The sequence below is a fragment of the Micromonospora sp. NPDC050200 genome, from assembly GCF_040656135.1.
GTDB lineage: Bacteria > Actinomycetota > Actinomycetes > Mycobacteriales > Micromonosporaceae > Micromonospora.
This window is the reverse complement of sequence record NZ_JBFALG010000002.1, coordinates 121627-142188: the sequence shown is the minus strand read 5'-3', so window position 1 is coordinate 142188 and position 20562 is coordinate 121627. Positions and strand designations below refer to the sequence as shown.

The 20562-nt window shown below is 74.3% G+C and carries 19 protein-coding genes and 1 pseudogene; 8 read left to right on the top strand and 12 right to left on the bottom strand.

Annotation, left to right across the window (positions count from 1 at the left end; translation table 11 throughout):
• Positions 1 to 70 precede the first annotated feature (70 nt).
• From AB0I41_RS02145 to AB0I41_RS02135, 3 genes are read left to right on the top strand one after another with little or no spacing between them, the layout of a single operon-like run.
• Positions 71 to 1417, top strand: coding sequence for an aspartate aminotransferase family protein (locus AB0I41_RS02145; RefSeq protein ID WP_357100860.1), 1347 nt, complete (start codon positions 71 to 73; stop codon positions 1415 to 1417).
• On the top strand, positions 1402 to 2106 hold the full coding sequence (locus AB0I41_RS02140; RefSeq protein ID WP_357100858.1) for a pyridoxamine 5'-phosphate oxidase family protein: 705 nt from the start codon (positions 1402 to 1404) through the stop codon (positions 2104 to 2106). Before AB0I41_RS02145 ends, AB0I41_RS02140 begins: the two co-directional genes overlap by 16 nt.
• The gene (locus AB0I41_RS02135) at positions 2106 to 3482 is read left to right on the top strand and encodes an FAD-binding oxidoreductase (RefSeq protein WP_357100856.1); all 1377 of its coding nucleotides are present in this window, start codon (positions 2106 to 2108) and stop codon (positions 3480 to 3482) included. Before AB0I41_RS02140 ends, AB0I41_RS02135 begins: the two co-directional genes overlap by 1 nt.
• Positions 3483 to 3585: 103 nt before the next feature.
• Here the strand turns inward: AB0I41_RS02135 and AB0I41_RS02130 are convergent, their stop codons facing one another.
• Positions 3586 to 3954 (bottom strand): DUF3499 domain-containing protein, encoded by a 369-nt coding sequence (locus AB0I41_RS02130; RefSeq protein ID WP_357100854.1) that lies wholly within the window; start codon positions 3952 to 3954, stop codon positions 3586 to 3588.
• A gap of 154 nt (positions 3955 to 4108) precedes the next feature.
• On the opposite strand from AB0I41_RS02130, the gene AB0I41_RS02125 reads away from it, so the two are divergent.
• On the top strand, positions 4109 to 4558 hold the full coding sequence (locus AB0I41_RS02125) for a metallopeptidase family protein (RefSeq protein WP_357100852.1): 450 nt from the start codon (positions 4109 to 4111) through the stop codon (positions 4556 to 4558).
• Between the two features lie 85 nt (positions 4559 to 4643).
• Here the strand turns inward: AB0I41_RS02125 and AB0I41_RS02120 are convergent, their stop codons facing one another.
• The 5 genes and pseudogenes from AB0I41_RS02120 to AB0I41_RS02100 all read right to left on the bottom strand — a co-directional run bounded on the left by AB0I41_RS02120 (position 4644) and on the right by AB0I41_RS02100 (position 9398).
• The gene (locus AB0I41_RS02120) at positions 4644 to 4901 is read right to left on the bottom strand and encodes a WhiB family transcriptional regulator (RefSeq protein ID WP_007455784.1); all 258 of its coding nucleotides are present in this window, start codon (positions 4899 to 4901) and stop codon (positions 4644 to 4646) included.
• Positions 4902 to 5372: 471 nt separating this feature from the next.
• Complete coding sequence (locus AB0I41_RS02115) at positions 5373 to 5633, bottom strand: phospholipase (protein WP_357100850.1); 261 nt, start codon at positions 5631 to 5633, stop codon at positions 5373 to 5375.
• A pseudogene (locus AB0I41_RS02110) lies at positions 5633 to 5791 on the bottom strand (DUF4331 family protein); the annotation flags it as partial. The pseudogene AB0I41_RS02110 and the gene AB0I41_RS02115, both read right to left, overlap by 1 nt.
• 15 nt (positions 5792 to 5806) lie before the next feature.
• Entirely contained in the window at positions 5807 to 8317 is a 2511-nt protein-coding gene (locus tag AB0I41_RS02105) for a bifunctional FO biosynthesis protein CofGH (protein WP_357100848.1), read from the bottom strand.
• A gap of 130 nt (positions 8318 to 8447) precedes the next feature.
• A complete protein-coding gene (locus AB0I41_RS02100) occupies positions 8448 to 9398 on the bottom strand; it encodes a hypothetical protein (RefSeq protein WP_357100846.1) in 951 nt (316 codons plus the stop codon).
• Between the two features lie 97 nt (positions 9399 to 9495).
• Between AB0I41_RS02100 and cofD the strand changes: the two genes are divergently transcribed.
• Together cofD and AB0I41_RS02090 are read left to right on the top strand one after the other, a co-directional pair.
• Positions 9496 to 10443, top strand: coding sequence for a 2-phospho-L-lactate transferase (gene cofD / locus AB0I41_RS02095; RefSeq protein ID WP_357100844.1), 948 nt, complete (start codon positions 9496 to 9498; stop codon positions 10441 to 10443).
• Positions 10440 to 11528: a coenzyme F420-0:L-glutamate ligase gene (locus tag AB0I41_RS02090; protein WP_357100842.1), complete on the top strand. Its 1089-nt coding sequence runs from the start codon at positions 10440 to 10442 to the stop codon at positions 11526 to 11528. The genes cofD and AB0I41_RS02090 overlap by 4 nt, the downstream gene beginning before the upstream one ends.
• A gap of 19 nt (positions 11529 to 11547) precedes the next feature.
• Here AB0I41_RS02090 and AB0I41_RS02085 read toward each other — a convergent pair whose 3' ends face one another.
• Positions 11548 to 12552, bottom strand: coding sequence for a winged helix-turn-helix domain-containing protein (locus tag AB0I41_RS02085; RefSeq protein ID WP_357100840.1), 1005 nt, complete (start codon positions 12550 to 12552; stop codon positions 11548 to 11550).
• Positions 12553 to 12826: 274 nt separating this feature from the next.
• A complete protein-coding gene (locus tag AB0I41_RS02080; protein ID WP_357100838.1) occupies positions 12827 to 13867 on the bottom strand; it encodes a hypothetical protein in 1041 nt (346 codons plus the stop codon).
• 108 nt (positions 13868 to 13975) lie between these two features.
• Between AB0I41_RS02080 and AB0I41_RS02075 the strand changes: the two genes are divergently transcribed.
• Positions 13976 to 14572 carry an NUDIX hydrolase gene (locus AB0I41_RS02075; protein ID WP_357101205.1) on the top strand — a complete coding sequence of 199 codons (597 nt, stop codon included), beginning with the start codon at positions 13976 to 13978 and terminating at the stop codon, positions 14570 to 14572.
• Between the two features lie 24 nt (positions 14573 to 14596).
• Here the strand turns inward: AB0I41_RS02075 and AB0I41_RS02070 are convergent, their stop codons facing one another.
• Both AB0I41_RS02070 and AB0I41_RS02065 read right to left on the bottom strand, forming a co-directional pair.
• The gene (locus AB0I41_RS02070) at positions 14597 to 15688 is read right to left on the bottom strand and encodes a sugar phosphate nucleotidyltransferase (RefSeq protein WP_357100836.1); all 1092 of its coding nucleotides are present in this window, start codon (positions 15686 to 15688) and stop codon (positions 14597 to 14599) included.
• Between the two features lie 63 nt (positions 15689 to 15751).
• On the bottom strand, positions 15752 to 16897 hold the full coding sequence (locus AB0I41_RS02065) for a glycosyltransferase family 1 protein (RefSeq protein WP_357100834.1): 1146 nt from the start codon (positions 16895 to 16897) through the stop codon (positions 15752 to 15754).
• Between the two features lie 151 nt (positions 16898 to 17048).
• Here AB0I41_RS02065 and AB0I41_RS02060 point away from each other — a divergent pair, with 151 nt between their 5' ends.
• Complete coding sequence (locus AB0I41_RS02060) at positions 17049 to 17738, top strand: TIGR03089 family protein (RefSeq protein WP_357100832.1); 690 nt, start codon at positions 17049 to 17051, stop codon at positions 17736 to 17738.
• A gap of 125 nt (positions 17739 to 17863) precedes the next feature.
• On the opposite strand, the gene AB0I41_RS02055 is transcribed toward AB0I41_RS02060, so the two are convergent.
• Together AB0I41_RS02055 and AB0I41_RS02050 are read right to left on the bottom strand one after the other, a co-directional pair.
• Positions 17864 to 19849, bottom strand: a complete 1986-nt coding sequence (locus tag AB0I41_RS02055; RefSeq protein ID WP_357100830.1) for an acetoacetate--CoA ligase — start codon at positions 19847 to 19849, stop codon at positions 17864 to 17866.
• 173 nt (positions 19850 to 20022) lie between these two features.
• Positions 20023 to 20541: a hotdog domain-containing protein gene (locus AB0I41_RS02050; protein ID WP_357100828.1), complete on the bottom strand. Its 519-nt coding sequence runs from the start codon at positions 20539 to 20541 to the stop codon at positions 20023 to 20025.
• Positions 20542 to 20562: the final 21 nt, after the last annotated feature.

Below are 20562 nucleotides of genomic sequence, written 5' to 3'. Positions count from 1 at the left end.
GGCTGTGCGATAACCGTGGGCAGAGCGGCCGGTGTCACCCCTGACCGGCCCGAGACCCGATGGGGCTGACATGGCCAACGCCACCGACCACCTCTGGATGCACTTCACCCGGATGGCCAGCTACTCCGCCGGCGAGGTTCCGACCATCGTGCGCGGCGAGGGCGCGTACGTCTGGGACGCGCAGGGCCGCCGCTACCTGGACGGACTCGCCGGGCTCTTCGTCGTCAACGCCGGTCACGGGCGTACCGAGCTGGCCGAGGCGGCGGCCAAGCAGGCCGGCGAGCTGGCCTACTTCCCGCTCTGGTCGTACGCCCACCCGAAGGCGGTCGAGCTGGCGGAGAAGATCGCCACGCTCGCCCCGGGCGACCTGAACCGGGTCTTCTTCACCACCGGCGGCTCGGAGGCCGTCGAGGCGGCGTGGAAGCTGGCCCGGGCGTACTTCAAGCGCACCGGCAAGCCGAACAAGTACAAGGTGGTCAGCCGGTACATCGCCTACCACGGCACCTCGATGGGCGCGCTGTCGATCACCGGCCTGCCCGGCATCAAGAGCGACTTCGAGCCGCTGGTACCCGGCGGCATCAAGGTGCCGAACACCAACTTCTACCGCGCCCCCGAGCACGGCGACTCGCCCGAGGCGTTCGGCCGTTGGGCCGCCGAGGAGATCGGCCGCGCCATCGAACGGGAGGGGCCGGACACCGTCGCCGCGGTCTTCCTGGAGCCGGTGCAGAACTCCGGCGGCTGCTTCCCACCACCGCCCGGCTACTTCGAGCGGGTCCGGGAGATCTGCGACGCGTATGACGTGCTGCTCGTCTCCGACGAGGTGATCTGCTCCTGGGGTCGGCTCGGCGAGTACTTCGGCGCCGTCCGCTACGGCTACCAGCCCGACATCATCACCACCGCCAAGGGCATCACCTCCGGCTACGCCCCGCTCGGCGCGATGATCGCCAGCGAGCGGCTGATGGAACCGTTCCTCACCGAGACCGGCATGTTCGCCCACGGGGTGACCTTCGGCGGCCACCCGGTCTCCTGCGCGGTGGCGCTGGCCAACCTGGAGGTCTTCGCCCGTGAGGACCTCATCGGGCACGTCCGGGCCAACGAGGACGCCTTCCGGTCCACCCTGGAGAAACTCAACGACCTGCCCATCGTCGGCGACGTCCGGGGCGACGGCTACTTCTACGGCATCGAGCTGGTCAAGGACAAGACGACCCGGGAGACCTTCGACGAGGCCGAGTCGGAGCGGCTGCTGCGCGGCTTCCTGTCCACCGCGCTGTTCCAGGCCGGGCTCTACTGCCGCGCCGACGACCGCGGCGACCCCGTCGTGCAGCTCGCGCCGCCGCTGATCGCCGAGCAGCAGCAGTTCGACGAGATCGAGCAGATCCTGCGTGCCGTACTGACCGAGGCATGGAACCGCCTCTGAGCGGCGGACCCGGGCCGGACGGGGCCGGCTCCCGGGACACCGGGGGCCGGACCGCGAGCACCAGGGCCGTCGGTGGCACCGACCGTACCCGGGTACGCCGGCTGCCCGACCTCGCCGTGCCGGAACGGGCGACGCTGCACGCCGTCCTCGACGCCGGCCGGGTCGGCCACCTCGCCATCGCCGACGGCGAGCAGCCGTACGCGCTGCCGGTGGCCTACGCCCGCGACGACGAGCGGGTGCTGGTCCACGGGTCCACCGGCAGCCGACTGTTCCGGCACCTCGCGGCCGGCGGGCCGGCCTGCCTGACGGTGACCCTGCTCGACGGTCTCGTGCTGGCCCGCAGCGCCTTCGAGTCCTCGATGAACTACCGGTGCGCCATGGTGCTCGGCCGGCTCACCGTCCTCGACGGCGACGAGAAGCTGGCCGCGCTGGAACGCCTCTCGGCGCACCTGCTCCCGGGCCGGTGGCCGCTGATCCGGCCGCCGTCGGCGAAGGAGCTGGCCGCCACGCTGGTGCTCGCCCTGCCGCTGGACGAGTGCTCGGTGAAGGTCAGCGCCGGCCCGCCCGACGACCCCGCCGGCGATCTCGACCGGCCGGTCTGGGCCGGGGTGGTGCCGGTCGTCGAGACGCTCGGCACCCCGCAGCCCGACCCACGGCTGCGCCACGACCTGCCCCCACCGGAGTGGTGATGCGCTACCAGCAGCTCTCGCACTGGATGTCCACGGTGGACGAGCCGCTGGACCCGCGCCCGCCGCTGCCCGGCGACACCGACGCCGACGTGGTCGTCGTCGGCGCCGGCTACACCGGGCTGTGGGCCGCGTACCACCTCGCGAGCGCCGACCCGTCGCTGCGGATCACCGTGCTGGAGGCCGAGATCGCCGGGTACGGCGCCTCGGGGCGCAACGGCGGCTGGTGCTCGGCGCTCTTCCCCACCTCCCTGCCCGCGCTGGCCCGCCGGCACGGCCGGGACCGGGCGCTGGCCATGCAGCGGGCCATGCAGGAGACCGTGCGCGAGGTCGGCCGGGTGGTGGCCGCCGAGGGCATCGACTGCGACTGGCACCAGGGCGGGACGGTGGTGCTGGCCCGCTCGGCGGTCCAGCTCGAGCGGGCCCGGGGCGAGGTGGCCGCGGCCCGCGAGCACGGCCTCGACCCCGACGACCTGGTGCTGCTCGACGCCGCCGAGGCGTCCGCCCGGTGCGCCGCCGAGGGGGTCCTCGGCGGGACATACACCCCGCACTGCGCGGTGGTGCACCCGGCGAAGCTGGTCCGCGGGCTGGCCCGGGCGGTGGAACGCCGCGGGGTACGCCTGCACGAACGCACCCCGGTGACCGCGATCCGGGCCGGCGCGGCGGTCACCCCGCACGGCACGGTCCGGGCGCCGGTGGTGGTCCGGGCCACCGAGGGGTACACGCCGGGGCTGCCCGGGCAGCGGCGCGTCATCGCCCCGGTCTACTCGATGATGGTGGCCACCGAGCCGCTGCCCGAGCAGACCTGGGCCCGGATCGGGCTGGCCGAGCGGGAGGCGTTCTCCGACCAGCGGCACGTCATCATCTACGGCCAGCGCACCGCCGACGGCCGGCTGGCCTTCGGCGGCCGGGGCGCGCCCTACCACTTCGGCTCCCGCGTCTCCCCCGCGTACGACCGGGAGCCGGAGGTCTTCCTCGCGCTGCGCCGGGTGCTGGGCGAACTCTTCCCCGTGCTCGGCCCCGAGGTGCCGGTCAGCCACGCCTGGGGCGGCCCGCTGGGGGTGGCCCGGGACTGGTCCGCCTCGGTGGGGCTGGACCCCGCCACCGGCATCGGCTGGGCGGGCGGCTACGTGGGCGACGGGGTGGGCACCAGCAACCTCGCCGGTCGTACCCTCGCCGACCTGATCCGGGGTGTGGACAGCGACCTCACCGCCCTCCCCTGGGTCAACCACCGCTCCCCCCGGTGGGAACCCGAACCGCTGCGCTGGCTCGCGGTCAACGCCGGCCTACGCCTGATGTTCTCCGCCGACCGGTCCGAGCACCGCACCGGCCGCCCGTCCCGGCGCGCCGCCGCCTTCTCCCGCCTCCTCGGCCACTGACCCCTGCCGCACCTCCCTGTCGATCGTGAAGTTGTTGCCGCGACACGCCGACGCGAACGGCAACAACTTCATGATCGACCGCGGGCCCCCGGGGGCCGGGGGGTTAGTGGTTGGGGGGAATCACCCGGAGGTGGCCGCGGCGGCCGGTGTGGGGGGTCTGGTGCTGGTCGTGGTCGTCCGCGGGGGGACGGGGGGTGACCGGGCGGGCGGCCTCCCGGACGGCCTCGGCCAGCGCGACCAGGTCGTCGGTGGTGGGCGGCGGCGGCTCGAACTCGCCCTCGTGCCGGACCACGTCCCAGCCCCGGGGGGCGGTCAGGCTCCGGGCGTGCGGCTCACACAGGTCGTACGTGTGCGGCTCGGCGAAGGCCGCCAGCGGGCCCACCACGGCGGTCGACTCGTTGTAGACATAGGTCAACGTGGCAACCGCTTGCCGGGGGCAGCCGTTACGGGAGCAGCGCCGTGGTGACCTCACGGCGGCAGGGTATCCCCATTACCGGGTCCGGCGCACCGGTTCGCGTTGCGACACGCCCGTCACGGTGATCACAATTCGCGCCCGTCGCGTCCCGCCGCGCCAGAGGTGCGCCGCTGCCGCAGGCCAGGCCGTCGCGGGAGCTACCCTGTGCCTCATGACGAGCCCGGAACACCGCCGCCCCGGCTCCGGCCGGCGCACCCACCGCGACCGCCACGGTCGTGGCCTGCGGGGGCGGCTGGTGCCGGCGACCGTCCCGCTGGCCCGCACCAAGGCCGAGGTCTTCGACGACCTCGTGCTGGACACCGTCGAGACGCTGGAGCGCCGCTTCGCCAAGGAGCTGGCCGGGGTCGAGTTCGCCGTCGAGGACGTCCCGCCGGACCTGAACGTCTACGACTCCGACGTGCTCGAGGACGGCGAGGTGCCGCTGGCCCGCCTGCTGCCGGGTCGCCCCGGCCGGCAGGAGATGCCGCCGCGGATCGTGCTCTACCGCCGGCCGCTGGAGTTCCGGGCGATGGACCGCGAGGACCTCGCCGACCTCGTACACGACGTGATCATCGAGCAGGTGGCGAACCTGCTCGGGGTCGACCCGGACGAGCTGGCCTGACCGACCCCCCTCGGTCGGGCCGCCCCCACGGCCCCGACCCCGGGCGTGAGCCGGGCGGCCCCCACCGCCCCGGCCCCACATCAGCTCAGGCGGCCCGCCGCTTGAGCTTGCGCCGCTCCCGTTCGGAGAGCCCGCCCCAGATCCCGAACCGCTCGTCGTGACCGAGAGCGTATTCGAGGCACTCCGTCTTGACCTCGCACCGCGAACAGATGCGCTTCGCCTCGCGGGTCGAGCCGCCCTTCTCGGGAAAGAACGCTTCCGGATCGGTCTGCGAGCAGAGCGCCCGCTCCTGCCACTCCGGCGCGTTTCCGAGCAGGTCGGCCACCTCAAGCTGGCCGTCCATCAGATGCCTCCTTGTCGCGCACCGGCGTCACCGCCGCTGCAACCCCCCACGCGAAAGGCGTGCTTGTCCGTACGGGCCCCATTTGTTGCGTTCCGTGCGAACAACCCCATTCAAATTACACGCGTGTAATGCGTGCGCCGTCAAGCTGAACTTGATAATGGAGTCGCCCTCCCGACACCGTTCGGGCGACCACTTCGGCCGCCCGGCCTCGCAACCTGCCATATCGATTCAGACCCCGGACGAGTAACGCCCTCTCCGGCGAGTTGCCCGAGATTTCTGCCGTGGCGTGGCCGTCGTGGACGCCGCCGGGGTACGCCGGCGGAGGCTCCGGTGGACCAGCCCACCAAGATCAGGATCTCGGTGGGGCACAGGTTAACGCGGTTCCGCCGAGGCTGCCCGTCGAGCCGGAAATGCCGACATCGCCCCGTCCACGATGTGGACGGGCGCGACCGCTCGGACGCGGTGCGGCGATCAGCCCACCCTCGCCGGAGCACTGGTCGGCCAGACGAATTCGACGACCGCGCCGCCGGCGACCCGGACCGCCCCGGCCGGCGTCCGCTCGTCCCACCACACGGTACAGAGGCGGGCGGGCAGATCCGGGTACCCGGCACTGTGGAGGACGCCGTCCCGGACGACGCGTTCCCGCACGGCGGAGTGGGTACGCGCCCCGCCGGCCCGGTCAGCGCGGCTGATCTCGATCTCCCGGCCGTACCGGTCACGCCCGGTGCGCATCCGGTGTTGCAGAGAAAGCTGTTCGGATTCGTGATCTCGGTGGTGAATTCGAACCGGTAGGTCACGTCCGGACGGGCGTCTCCATCGTTGTCGATGTGAATCTCGTACCGCACGTCGTCGCCGAACTCGAACAAGTCCGGTCCGCCGGAGGGAAGCTGGGGAAAGGTTCGACGCTATGCGCGGTGGTGACCGTACGCGGTCGTCCGCTTGCGCGCCGGCCGGCCGGCGGCGGCCGCGATCGCGCACAACTGCTCCTCGGTGCGGGCGGAACCGTTGCCGGAGCCGGCCATCCGAGAGATCGTCTCCTCCATCAGCGTGCCGCCCAGGTCGTTGCAGCCGCCCTGGAGCATCGCCACCGTGCCGGCGTCGCCCAGCTTGACCCAGGAGCACTGAATGTTGTCGATCCGGCCGTGCAGCAGCAGCCGGGCCATCGCGTGCACCGCCCGGTTCTCCCGCCAGGTGGGCCCCGGCCGGGCGATGCCGGCGAGGTAGATCGGCGCGTTGGTGTGCACGAACGGCAGCGCCACGAACTCGGTGAACCCGCCGGTACGGTCCTGCACCCCGGCCAGCACCCGGAAGTGCGCCAGCCACTGCCCCGGGTGGTCCACGTGGCCGTACATCATGGTGGAGCTGGATCGGATGCCCAGCTCGTGGGCCGCGCTGACCACCTCGACCCAGGCGGCGGCGGGCAGCTTGCCCTTGGTGAGCACCCAGCGCACGTCGTCGTCGAGGATCTCCGCGGCGGTGCCCGGGATGGTGTCCAGCCCGGCCTCGCGCAGCCGAATCAGCCACTCCTTCACCGGCACGCCGGCCTTCGCGGCGGCGGTGACGATCTCCATCGGGGAGAAGGCGTGCACGTGCATCCCCGGCACCCGCGCCTTGATCGCCCGGACCAGGTCGGCGTAGCCGGTCACCGGCATCTTCGGGTCGATCCCGCCCTGCAGGCAGACCTCGCTGGCCCCGGCCGCCCAGGCCTCCTCGGCCCGGTCGGCGACCTGCTCCACCGAGAGCCGGAACGCGTCGGCGTCCCGTTCCCGCTGGGCGAAGGCGCAGAACCGGCAGCCCACGTAGCAGACGTTGCTGAAGTTGATGTTGCGGTTGACCACGTAGGTGACGTCGTCGCCGACAGCGTCCCGCCGGACGTCGTCGGCGAGCCGGCACAGCTCGTCCAACGCCGGGCCGTCCGCACCGAAGAGCGCCAGCGCCGCGGCGGCGTGCCGGGGCTCCAGCAGCGCCGCCGGCTCGTCGGCGGCCAGCCGCAGCCCGGCCCGTACGTCGACGGCACCTCCACCGGGGGCGGCGCCCGCGCTCACCTTGCCGGCGACCTCGGACCAGTCGCCGTAGACGCTGTCGAAGTCGCCCCGCCGGTCCCCGGTACGCCCCGTGGTGTCGATGGTGACGTGCAGGTCGGTCCGCCCGCCGTACGTCTCGTCGGGCTCCTGCCACGGCCGGCCGACCGGCCGGGCGGCCTCGACGGCGAGACCGGTCCGCGGGTCGGCCAGCGCGCCGACGTGCGGCAGCAGCCGGTGGTCGAGCCAGGGGTCGCCGGCCCGGACGTACTCGGGGTAGACCGTCAGCCGCTCGCGCAGGGTGAAGCCCGACTTCTCGGTGTGCCGGGCCAGCTCGTCGAGCTGTGGCCAGGGCCGCTCCGGGTTGACGTGGTCCGGGGTCAGCGGCGACACCCCGCCCCAGTCGTCGATGCCGGCGCGCAGCAGCAGGTCGTACTCGCCCTCGATCAGGTTGGGCGGGGCCTGGACGCGGGCCTTGGGGCCGAGCAGCACCCGGGTCACCGCCACGGTGGCGGCCAGGTCGTGCAGTTCGGCGTCGGGCATGCCGCGCATCGCGGTGTCCGGCTTGGCCCGGAAGTTCTGCACGATCACCTCCTGGAGGTGGCCGTACTCCCGCTGCGCCCGGCGGATCGCGAAGATCGCGTCGACCCGCTCGGCCGGGGTCTCCCCGATGCCGATCAGGATGCCGGTGGTGAACGGCACCCCCACCCGGCCGGCGTCGTCGAGGACCCGGAGCCGGACCGCGGGTTCCTTGTCCGGCGAGCCGAAGTGCGGTCCGCCCGGCTCGGACCAGAGCCGGGTCGCGGTGGTCTCCAGCATCATCCCCATGCTCGGCGCGACCGGCTTGAGCCGTTGCAGCTCCGACCAGGACAGCACGCCCGGGTTGAGGTGGGGCAGCAGGCCGGTCTCCTCCAGCACCGCGACCGCGCAGGCGCGCAGGTAGTCCAGGGTGGAGTCGTACCCACGCTCGTCCAACCAATCGCGGGCCGCCGGCCAGCGCTCCTCCGGCCGGTCGCCGAGGGTGAACAGGGCCTCCTTGCAGCCCAGCGCCGCGCCCTGCCGGGCGATCGCCAGCACCTCGTCCTGCTCCAGGAAGGCGGCCGGCAGCCGGTGCGGCACCGTGGCGAAGGTGCAGTAGTGGCAGCGGTCCCGACAGAGCCGGGTCAGCGGGATGAAGACCTTCTTCGAGTACGTCACCACGCCCGGCCGCCCCGCCTCGCGCAGCCCGGCGTCGCGGATCTCCCCGGCGACGCGAAGCAACTCGTCGAGCTCGGCCCCCCGGGCCGCCAGCAGTGCGGTCGCCTCCGCGACGTCCAGCGCGCGGCCGGTGGCCGCCCGGCGCAGCGCGCGCCGCACGCTCGCCGCGGTCGGGGCGGGATCGGTGCGGTCAGCCATCCGCTCAGCCTATGCGCTGGGTCGGACGGCCGGACGGGCACGGAACACGTTGTGAGATGGGCCTGCGCGCGACGTCCGCCGCCGCCGTCCCCGGCCGGGCGGGTGTCACCGCACGGTGGTGATGGTCGGGTCAGTGCGGCGAGTTCGGGTCGTCCCGGTGGAAGCGCTGGGTCCGGTCAGCGTCCTCACCGCCGAGCGGTGCGGTGGGGCCGACCGCCTCGCCCGGCTGGCGGGGGATGGCCTGGGTCGGGTCGGCCGACGGCGGCTGCCCGAACGGCGGGGCGGTGTTCGGGCCGGCGAACGGCGGCGCGGACTGGGGCGCCCCGAACGGAGGGGTCGGCTGAGGAGCGGCACCGAACGGAGGGGCCGGCTGAGGAGCGGCACCGAACGGCGGGGCCGAGGACGGGGCCGGCTGGCCGTACTGACCGGCGGACGGGTGGCCGCCGGGCTGACCGGCCGCCGGGAACCCGACGCCCGGGTGACCGCCAGGGTGACCCGGGGGCGGGTAACCGGCCGACGGGTAGCCGCCCGGGGCGGACTGCTGCGGCCAGCCGGGCTGCGGCTGGCCGTACACGCCGGGCTGCGGCTTGGGTCGGGGGACGTGGTAGAACGTCCGCCAGACCCGATAGACGACGAACGCGGCGACGGCGAAGACCGCGAACCAGGCGGCCCGGGTCAGCAGCCCGAGCAGGGCGTCCAGCATCTCCGCCTCGGCCAGCCGACCGACCAGCCAGATCAGGAAGGTCAGCGTGCCGAGGAGCGCGCCGAAGGCGTACTCGCCGACCGCGACCTGGGTGATCTGCTTCGCCCGCGGGACGACCGGCGACACGTGCGTGGCGAGCAGCACGGCCAGCAGCGGCAGCATGGTCGACTCGATGCCGATGAAGGAGAAGTAGGTGCTGCCGGCCCGACCCGAGAAGGTGCTGTACTCGGAGGTCGGCGCGAGCAGTCGGATCAGTCCGACGAAGAGCAGCACGGCGTTCGCGCCGAGCAGCACGAGCGCGGCCAGTTCGCGCAGTGGCCTGGTGAGCTGGCGAGCCTGCGTCGCGTCTTTCGGCGCCGGCTCAGCGGGGCTGGTCACGAGTTCTCCCTCGGGCGAAACGGACAGATGCCGACGTGAGCCTAGTCTCCCGGGCCGACGGCGGACCGCAGGCGTCGCGTACGCGAGGATGGACGTCATGCGCATTGTGGTTCTGACCGGCGGAATCGGGGGTGCCCGGTTCCTGCTCGGCGTCCGGGCGTACGCCCGTGCGGTGGGCGCCGAGGTGACCGCCGTGGTGAACGTCGGCGACGACCTGCTCCTGCACGGGCTCAAGGTCTGCCCCGACCTGGACAGCGTCATGTACACCCTGGGCGGCGGGGCCGACCCGGAACGCGGCTGGGGACGGGTCGGCGAGACCTGGACGGTCAAGGCGGAGCTGGCCGCGTACGGCGCGGAGCCGACCTGGTTCGGGCTCGGCGACAAGGACATCGCCACCCACCTGGTGCGGACCACCATGCTCAACGGCGGATATCCCCTCTCCGCGGTGACCGAGGCGCTGGCCACCCGCTGGCAGCCCGGCGTACGCCTGCTGCCGGCCACCGACGACCGCCTGGAGACCCACGTCGTGGTGGACGGCGAGGAGGGCCAGCGGGCGATCCACTTCCAGGAGTGGTGGGTGCGCTACCGGGCGGACATCCCCACCCACCGGTTCGTCTTCGTCGGCGCGGAGAGCGCCAAGCCGGCGCCGGGGGTGCTGGAGTCGGTCGCCGGCGCCGACGCCGTGCTGATCGCGCCGAGCAACCCGGTGGTGAGCGTCGCCCCGGTGCTCGCCGTGCCCGGGCTGCGCGACGCGGTGGCCCAGGGTCCGGCCCGGGTCGTCGGGGTCTCGCCGATCATCGGCGGCGCTCCGGTGCGCGGCATGGCCGACCGGTGCCTGTCGGTGCTGGGCGTGGAGTGCAGCGCCGCCGGGGTGGGCCGGCTCTACGGCGGGCGCAGCGAGGGCGGCCTGCTCGACGGCTGGCTGGTCGCGCCGGAGGACGAGGGCACCGTGGTGTCGGGGGTGACGGTCCGGTCCGCGCCGTTGCGGATGACCGACGAGGCGGCCACGGCGCAGCTGGTGCGGGCCGCACTGGAGCTGGTGTGAGGCTGGAGATCCTGCCGGTGCCGGGCATCGGCGACGTGGGCGAGGGCGACGACCTGGCGGCGCTGATCGCGACCGCCGCGCCGTGGCTGCGCGACGGGGACGTGCTGGTGGTCACCAGCAAGATCGTCTCGAAGGCGGAGGGGCGGCTGGTCGACGTGCCGGCGGACGGGCCGGAACGGCTCGCCGCGCGGGACGAGGTGCTGGCCGCGGAGACCGCCCGGGTGGTGGCCAGCCGTGGCGCGACCCGGATCGTGCAGACGCACCACGGCTTCGTGATGGCCTCCGCCGGGATCGACGCCTCCAACGTCGACAGGACCCGGCTGGTGCTGCTGCCCAAGGACCCGGACGCATCCGCCCGGGCGCTGCGCGCCGCGATGGGCGAGCGCTACGGCGTGGACGTGGCGGTGATCGTCAGCGACACCATGGGCCGGCCCTGGCGCAACGGGCTCACGGACGTGGCGCTCGGCGTGGCCGGCATGTCCGCCATCCGGGACCACCGGGGTGAGGTCGACCCGTACGGCAACGAGCTGCAACTGACCGAGATGGCCGTGGTGGACGAGCTGGCCGGCGCCGGCGAGCTGATCAAGGGCAAGTGCGACCAGGTCCCGGTCGCGGTGGTCCGCGGCTACCTGGGTGCCACCCGTACCGACGACGGCGCGGGCGCGGCCGCCCTGGTCCGGGACGCGGCGATGGACCTCTTCTCGCTCGGCACCGCCGAGGCGCGGACGGCCGGCCTCCGGTCCGCCGCGACCCTCGCCGACGGCCCCGGCCCGACGCCGGCCGACCCGGAGGCGGTCCGGCGGGCCGTCGCCGCGGTCGCCGACGTGGTCGCGCCCGGCACCGCCTTCACCCACGTCACCGACGAGGAGGTACGCGCCGGCCTGGTGGCCACCGTGCCGGGCTGGCCGGAGCGGGCCACCGGGCTGGTCCTCGGCGCGGCGCCCACCCCCGTCGACCGGCCGGACCTGGTGCGCTTCGGCGCGGACCTGCAACGGCTGCGCACCGCGCTGGCCGCCGAGGGCGTGCCCTCCGCGCTGCTGCCGCCCCCGGCGGGCAGCACGGCCAGCGCCTGCCTGGCGATCTGACGACCGCGCGGGAGCCGGGTCAGGCGTCGAGCATGGCCCGGCCCAGCGGGGTCAGGGTGTGCAGCACGGTGTTGCGGTCCCGCTGGCTGACCAGCAGCCCGGCGTTGCGCAGCACGGCGGTGTGCTGGCTGGCGGCGGCCGGCGAGATGTGCAGCCGTCGGGCCACCTCACCGGTGGTGCAGCCGTCGTCGCTGGCCTCCAGCACGGCGGCCCGGGTCCGGCCGAGCAGCGCGGCGAGCGCCTCCCGCCCGGCCCCCTCGCGCGCCCGGCCGGCGCCCTCACCGGGCGCCGGGGCCAGACCGCCCAGCCGGTCCACCGGGTAGACCAGCACCGGGGGCAGCGCCGGGTCGAGCAGGGCCACCGGGGTACGCGCGCAGAAGAACGAGGGCACCAGCAGCAATCCGCGCCCGTCCAGGTGCAGCTCCCGGCTGTCCGGATAGTCGTGCACCTCCAACCGGCCGGCCTCCCAGCGCATGGTGGGGCGCAGGCTGCCCAGCAGCCCCTCCACGCCGCCGTCGAGCAGCGCCCGGGCGCGGCGGGTGCGGTCCGCCTCCACCGCCGCCTGGACCCGCCCCCAGTACGGCTCGAGCGCCACCGACCGGTAGTGCGTCATCGAGTCGGTCAGCAGTTGCAGCACCTCCGGCTCACCCCTGGCCAGCGCGGCGGCGGAGGAGGGCAGGGGGTTCGTCCCGGCCAGCACGGTGAGATCCCGCTTCAGCAGGTCGAGCGGGGTGGACCGGACCGCCTCCAGCCCCGCCTCGAACCCCGCCACGCTCTCGTACGGGGTGAGGAAGTCGGGGAAGTAGCCGCGCGGCGGGTTCAGCGCGAAGAGCAGCCGGAGCTGGTCGGAGGTGACATCACGGCGCAGCTCGCGGGCGACGCCCCGGCGCCAGTGCGCCATCAGCGGGTCCTTGGCGCGGCCCTGCAGCAGGTGCAGACTCAGCACCAGCTCCCAGATCGGGTCCGCCGCCGGGGCCACCCGGGTCCGGAGAATGTCCTCCTGGGAGAAGTGGATCGTCAGCATGGAAGCGCTCCTGAGGGCGGGCAGGGGGATGGCCCACCGACCCTCTGCACTCTACCCGCCCGGCACTTACCTCCACTTTTAAGCGTGAACTGAAAGTCCTCGACGCCCCCGACCGCCGGTTGGCATGCTCCTACTGCCCGGCACGGCGTCTGGAGGGGGCCAGCCACCCGTCCGGGCTGCCTGGGGGCAGTGGGCGCTCCGGGTGACACCACGAGGGTCTGCGGCCCTGGTTCCGCAGAGGTGTCCCCCGGGCGCTCCGCCCGTGGCGGGCCGGTCAGCCGATCCAGAGCGCGACCCGATGGTCCTCGTCGGTGACGTAGAAACAGCTCCCGTCCAGCTCAGCCAGGCCCTCCACGTGGTGGAAGGGCGCCAGGTCGGCCACCAGCTCGCCGGCGACCCGGTGGTCGTCGGCGGCCGGCTCCCAGCGGAAGCGGACGTGCCGGGAGGTCACCTCGCCCCCCGCCGGGTGGTCGTCCAGCAGCACCGAGCCCTTGCCGAGCGCGTCGATCGAGCCGATCACCGCCGCGTGGCCCCCGTCGGCGGTGGGGGCGATCGCGCGGAAACCGACCAGCACGCCCGGCGGCGTCACCCCGGCCAGCGCGTACGCCCGCCCGGCCACCGGCCAGTCGCCGCCGGCGGCGAACATCTCCGGCACCCCGGCCAGCTCGACGAGGATCGGCTCCCCGGCGGTGGTCACCGGGAAGCGGAGCCCGAGCAGCACGGTGCCGTCCGGGGTGAACGCGGCGGCCTCCACGTTCAGCGGCAGGTCGTCCTCGGCCAGCCGGCTCACCCAGCTCTTCGCCCGGGCGGTGCCGCGGGCCAGCGTCTCGACGATGAACCGGCGGCGGACCCGGTCACCGGGCGGCAGCGGGGTGAAGGGCGCCTTCGCCAACGCGTCGTTGACCACCCGGTGCACCCGGAACCGGTTGCGCACCACCCGCAGCGGCAGGGTTCCCGCCGCGGCGTCGTCCTCGCGGAACCGGGCCACGAACGCCCGGCGCGGGCGCAACGGGCCGGCCTTCGACCCGAAGTGCGAGCCGAAGACGTACACCCAGCCGTCGTGGTGGGCCAGCGCCTCGCCGTCCTCGGTGCGGCCGTTCTCCGGCCCGGCGTCGGCGGGCACGTGGTGGGCGACCCAGTCGCCGTCCTCGCGTTCCAGCAGCAGGGCGAGGCAGCGTTCCACCGGGCCCTCGTCCAGCACCGTCCAGAACCCGCGCCGGGCCCGGTGCGCGCGCAGCAGCGCCGGGGAACGGACCGGCAGCAGGTCGCTGGCCTCGTTGCCGGCCACGACGAACTCGACGAGTCGCGGGGTCACCGGGCCAGGGTACGAATCCGACGCTCGTAGAGTGTCGGGGTGCCCGATCTTTCCGCCCCGACCGGCCCCGCCGGCCCGCCGCCCCGCCCCGTCCCGCCCGACGCTCCCGTGCCGCCGCCCGGCACCGGTCAGGACGCCGCCGGGCGGGACGCGCAGCGGGCGCTGCACGCCGACGCGGTGGCGCTGCTGAGCGGGTGGGCGCCGACCAGCCCGACCGCCGCCGAGGCGCGCGACCGCACCCTGGAGCTGCTGGCCGCCGGGCCGGTGGCGCTGAGCCGGAGCCACCGGCCCGGGCACGTCACCGCCAGCGCGCTGGTGCTCGACGCCGCCGGCGACCGGGTGCTGCTCTGCCTGCACGGCAAGTTCCGCCGGTGGGTGCAGCTCGGCGGGCACTGCGAGCCGACCGACCGTACCCTCGCCGGGGCCGCGCTGCGCGAGGCGACCGAGGAGTCCGGGATCGCCGGGCTGGCCGTCGATCCGGTCCCGATCGACGTGGACATCCACCCGGTGGCCTGCCAGGGCGGCTCGCTGCACCACGACGTACGCTTCGCGGTCTTCGCCCCGCCCGGCGCGGTCGAGCGGGTCAGCGACGAGTCCGAGGCGCTGGGCTGGTTCCCGCCGGACCGGCTGCCCGAGCCGCTGGCCAGCGGGACGGTCCAGCTCGTCGCGCCGGCCCTGGCCGCGCTGCGCCGCCGCCGTCCATGACGGGACGGCCGGCGGCGGCGCGGGTCAGATCAGGCCCTCCTCGCCCCGCTCCTTGAGCTCGTCGACCAGCAACTTGACGTCCTGGGCGCGGTCACGCGGGCAGACCAGCAGCGCGTCCGGGGTGTCCACCACGATCAGGTCCCGCACCCCGAGCGCGGCCACCAGCCGGCCGGACTGCGGCACCACCACCAGATCGCCGCAGTCGCGCAGCAGCACACCCGACTTGGCGTCGGTGCCCAGCACCACGTTCCCGTCCGGATCGGCGGCGAGCACGTCGCCGAGGGTGTGGAAGTCGCCGACGTCGTTCCAGCCGAAGTCGCCGGGGACGGTGGCCACCCGGCCGGCGGTCGCCGCGCCCTCCATCACCGCGTAGTCCACGGAGATCTTCGGCAGCGTCGGCCAGACCGTGCCGAGGATGTCGTCCTGTTCGGGGGTGCCCCAGGCGGCGGCGATGGTGGTCACCCCGACGTGCAGGGCCGGCTGCTGGCGGGCCAGCTCGGCGAGGAAGACGTCCACCCGCCAGACGAACATGCTGGCGTTCCAGAGGTGCCGCCCCGAGCGGAGGTACGCCTCGGCGACCGGCGCGGCCGGCTTCTCCTTGAACTCGGTCACCGGGCGCAGTGGACCGTCGCCGGTCGGCTCGCCGGTCTCCAGGTAGCCGTACCCGGTCTCGGCGCGGGTCGGGGTGATGCCCACCGTCATCAGCAGCCCCCGCTGCGCGCCGCGTACCGCCGCGCGCACCGTCTCCGCCCAGGCGTCGGCGTTGTGGATCAGGTGGTCGGCCGCGAAGGAGCCCATCACCGCCTCCGGGTCCCGCTGTGCGATCACGGCGGCGGCCAGCGCGATCGCCGCGCAGGAGTCCCGCGGCGAGGGCTCCACCAGGATGTTCTCCTCGGGCAGCCCGGTGAGCTGCCGGGCCACCGCCGCCGCGTGCGCCGCCCCGGTGACGACCAGGATGCGGTCCGGTGTGGTCAGCGGCGCCAGCCGCTGCACGGTCGCCTGCAGCAGCGAGGCGCTGGTGCCGGTGAGCGGGTGGAGGAACTTGGGGTGCCCCGCGCGGGACAGCGGCCACAGTCTCGTGCCGCTGCCACCCGCCGGGATGACGGCGTAGAGCATCAGCACATCATGCCCGAACCGACCCGGGCCGGACGCCGGGTCGGCCGTACGGCCGACCCACGATCAGGAACGGGCCCGGCTCCACGCCGCGATGTGCACCTCGGCGCTGGACTCCCAGGTGAACTCCTTGGCCCGGTCGAAACCGGCCTTGGCCAGGGAGAGCCGGCGCTGCTCGTCGTCGAGGAGGGCGGCCAGGTCGGTGGCGATCTGCTCCGGGTCCTCGCTGGTGTAGGCGACCGCGTCGCCGCCCACCTCGGGCAGGGAGAGGCGCGGGGTGGTGAGCACCGGGGCCGCGCACGCCATCGCCTCCAGGATCGGCAGCCCGAAACCCTCGCCGTACGACGGGTAGGCGGCGACCAGCGCACCGCCGAGGAAGCCGGGCAGGTCGGCGTAGCGCAGGTAGCCCGGGCGCAGCAGGCGAAGGTGCGACGGCACCTCGGCCACCGCCCGGTCGATGTCGTCGTCGTGCCCCTGGCCGCCGGCCACCACCAGGGCCGGCGGGTCGTCCCGGTCGGTCACCGCGCGGGCCCAGCCGCGGATCAGGTTGGGTACGTTCTTGCGCGGCTCCTTGGCCCCGAGGAAGGCCACGTAGCTGCTGTCGCCGAGCCCCAGCCGGGCCCGCACCCGGGCCTTCTCCTCCGCGCCGGGCGCGTGGAAGGCCGCGTGGTCGACGCCGTGGTAGGCGACGTCGATCCGGGTGGGGTCGGCGTCGAGCAGCCGGATCAGCTCGTCCCGGGTGGCCTTGCTGGGCACGATCACCCGGTCCGCCCGGCGCAGCGAGGTCTTGATCGCGCTGCGGAAGAACGTCCGCCGGGACTTGTCGTAGTGCTCCGGCTCGGTGAAGAAGGTCGCGTCGTGGACGGTCACCGTGACCGGGCAGCCGGCCCGCAGCGGGCAGGTGTAGAAGGGCGAGTGCAGCACCTCCGCGCCGACCTGCTGGGCGAGCAGCGGCAGGCCGGTCTGCTCCCAGGCGAGCCGGGCGGGCCGGTGCGCGACGGCCGCCGGGGCGGGGATGACCTCGGCCCCCGGCAGCATCCGGGTGTAGCGCTCCAGGTCCGTACGGAGGCTGACCACGACCAGGTCCACCCCCGAACCACACACGGCGCCGAGGGCACCGAGCAGGCCGTCGACGTATCTACCGACGCCGCCACGGTCGGCGGGGACACTCGTGGCGTCGATGAGCACGCGGGGCGGGCGACCGGCGGTCACGGGGCGACTCCTTGAACTGGCGGGTCTGTGGGGAACGACACTCCGGGCAAGCCTACGCCGGAGCGCGGTCCGGACGCTGACTGCGACCCGACGGTACGCCGACTTGTCATCGTCATCGAGTACGGGTCACGGCGGCGTATCGTTCGCGCCGATGGCCGAGAACATTGCCCGGGTCTTCGCCGACGCGATCGCGACCGACCCCACCCGACCCCTGCTGACCTGGTACGACGACGCCACCGGCGAGCGCACCGAACTCTCCGGCGCGACGCTGGCGAACTGGGTGGCCAAGACCGCCAACCTGGTCGTCGACGAACTCGCCCTCTCCCCCGGCGACTCGGCCGGGGTGCTGCTCCCGCCGCACTGGCAGACCGCCGCGGTGCTGCTCGGCTGCTGGTCGGCCGGGTTGACGGTGGCCGACACGCCGGGCGACGTGGACGTGCTCTTCGCCGCCGCCGGCCGGGTCGCCGAGGCGGACGCCTGGCCGGCCGGGGACCGGTACGCCCTCGCGCTGGCCCCGTTCGCCGCCCCGCTGCGCGAGGTGCCGGCCGGTTTCGCCGACTACGTGGTCGAGGTACGCACCCACGGCGACCACTTCACGCCGTACCCGCAGGGCGGCCCGGACGACGCGGCGCTGCTGGCCCGGGCGACCGCCCGCGCGACGGAGCTGGGCATCGCCCCCGGCGACCGCGTCCTGGTGGACGCCGACCGGCACCCCGACCCGCTCGACTGGCTGCTCGCCCCGCTGACCGCGACCGCCACCGTCGTCCTCTGCGGCAACCTCGACCCGGCCCGCGTCGAGTCCCGCACCACCTCGGAGAAGGTCACCCACACCCTGGCGTGACCCGCCCGGGCCGCGCCGACCCTCAGCCACGAGATCGACTCGGAATGGGCGAACGGCGGTGTCCGACCGGCTCGGACACCGCCGTTCGCGCGATCCTGCTGTTGACCACGCGGCTCGCGCCGGCGTCAGGCCGGCGTGGACTCCTCGGTGGCGCGGCGCTGGGCGAAGGCCGCGAAGGCGGTCAGCGACTCGGGGTTGGCCAGGGCGCCCCTGGCGGCGGCGCTGTCGACCGGGGTGCCGGTGAGGATCTTCTTGACCGGGACCTCCAGCTTCTTCGCCGACAGGGTGCGCGGGACGGCGCGGACCTGGTGGATCTCGTCCGGGACGTGCCGGGGCGAGAGGGCGGTACGCAGCTCGCGGCAGATCTTCCTGCGCAGCGCGTCGTCCAGGTCGACGCCCGCGGCGAGGACCACGAAGAGCAGCAGCTCCCCCGCGCCGCCCTCATCGTCCTCCAGGTGCACGACCACCGAGTCGACGACCTCGTCCAGCCCCTCGACCACCGAGTAGAACTCGGCGGTGCCGAGCCGCACGCCGCCCCGGTTCAGGGTGGCGTCCGAGCGGCCGGTGATCACGCAGCCGCCCCGGTCGTTGATGGTGATCCAGTCGCCGTGCCGCCACACCCCGGGGTAGACCTCGAAGTACGCCTCCCGGTAACGGCGGCCGTCCGGGTCGTTCCAGAAGCCCACCGGCATGCTCGGCATCGGCGCGGTGATCACCAGCTCGCCCAGCTCCCCGATGACCGGGGTGCCGTCGGCGGAGCGGGCCTCCACCCGCGCGCCCAGCGCCCGGCAGGTGATCTCTCCGGCGTGGACCGCCAGCAGCGGCACCCCGCCGACGAAACCGGTGCAGACGTCCGTGCCGCCGGAGAGGGACTGGAGCTGGAGGGTCTCGTTGACCGTCTCGTACACCCAGGTGAAGCCCTCGGCGGGCAGCGGCGCGCCGGTCGAGCCCACCCCGCGCAGCGCGGAGAGGTCGGCGATCTCCTTCGGCACCAGGCCGGCCTTACGGCAGGCCAGCAGGAACGGCGCCGAGGTGCCGAAGTAGGTCGTCCCGGTCTCCTCGGCCAGCCGCCAGAGCGCACCCAGGTCGGGGTGGCCCGGGTTGCCGTCGAAGAGCACCATCGCCGCGCCCACCGCCGGGGCGGAGACCAGGAAGTTCCACATCATCCAGCCGGTGGTGGTGAACCAGAAGAAGCGGTCCGCCGGGCCCAGGTCGTGGTGCAGGGCGAGCATCTTCAGGTGCTCCAGCAGGATGCCCCCGTGCCCGTGCACGATCGGCTTCGGCAGGCCGGTGGTGCCGGAGGAGTAGAGCACGTAGAGCGGGTGGTCGAACGGCACCGGGGTGAAGGTCAGCGGCTCGTCGGTCGCCGCGGCCAGCTCGTCCCACGAGATCGCGCCCTCGGGCGGGGCGCCCGCCGGGTCGAGGTACGCGATGCCGACGGTGTGCGCCAGCGAGGGCAGGGCGGCGCGGATGGCGGCCACCTCGCCGCGCCGGTCCACCGGCTTGTCGCCGTACCGGTAGCCGTCCACGGCCACCAGCACCTTCGGTTCGATCTGCTGCCAACGGTCGGTGACGCTGCGGGTGCCGAACTCGGGCGCGCAGGAGGAGAAGATCGCGCCCAGGCTGCTCGCGGCCAGCAGCAGGACGTACGTCTCGGGGATGTTCGGGGCGTACGCGGCCACCCGGTCCCCGGCGACCACGCCGAGCCGGCGCAGCCCGGCCGCCACCCGGCGGACCTGCTCGCGCAGCTGCGCCGCGGTCAGCGTGACCGGCGCGCGGGTCTGGCTGTGCGCGATGACCACCGGGTCGTCGTCGGAGCGGCCCGGCATCCGCAGCACGTTCTCGGCGTAGTTGAGCGTCGCGCCGGGGAACCAGCGGGTGCCGGGCATCGTCGGGTCGGTCAGGGTCGCCGTCGGCGGGGTGTGCGCGACCACCTCGAAGTGGTCCCAGATCGAGCGCCAGAACGCGTCCAGGTCCTCGACCGACCAGCGCCACACCTCGTCGTAGTCGGCGAAGTCCAGCCCGCGGTGCTCACGCAGCCAGCGCAGGTAGTTACCGATCCGCGACCGCTGGAGTACGTCCGCCGGCGGCGTCCACAGCACGTCACCCACTGATCCACCCTCCCTCGGGCCCCGCACCACACCGTGAGTGGGCCGTGGCGCCATCTTGCCCTACCTCGAAGCGTCATTCTCCGCACCCGGCGCCGGTCAGGGGGCGGGGCCGTTCCACACGCCGGACCCGCCAGCTGTGTGGGGTCGGCCCGCCCCGGGCCGGGCGGGACGCCTCAGCCGGCCCGGTGCGCCTGGATGGCCCGGCGCCTGGCCAGCCGGTGCGCCCGGCGGATCTCCGCCTCCCGGAACCGGCGCTCGTCCTCCGGGGTCTCCGGCAGCACCGGCCGGACCGCCCGGGGCGCGCCGCCCACGTCGACGCCGACGAAGACCAGGTACGCGGTGGCCACCCCGACCGGCTCGTCCTCGGCCGAGTCCCAGCGCTCGGCGACCACCCGGACGCCCACCTCCATCGAGGTCTGCCCGGTCCAGTTCACCTGGGCGTGCGCGTGCACCAGGTCGCCGACCCGGACCGCCTCGGAGAAGACGATCTCGTCGATGGCGGCGGTGACCGCCGTGCCCCCGCTGTGCCGCGCCGCGGCGGCCCCGGCCACGTCATCGACGAACTTCATCAGCACACCGCCGTGCACCGTTCCGTAGAGGTTCACGTCGACGGCGGTCATGATGCGGCTCAGCGTGACCCGGGAGTACGAGGTCGGCTTGCCCGGCGGTGCGGCGGAGGGGTGCTCGGTCATGGAGGAAACGGTACGGTGCGC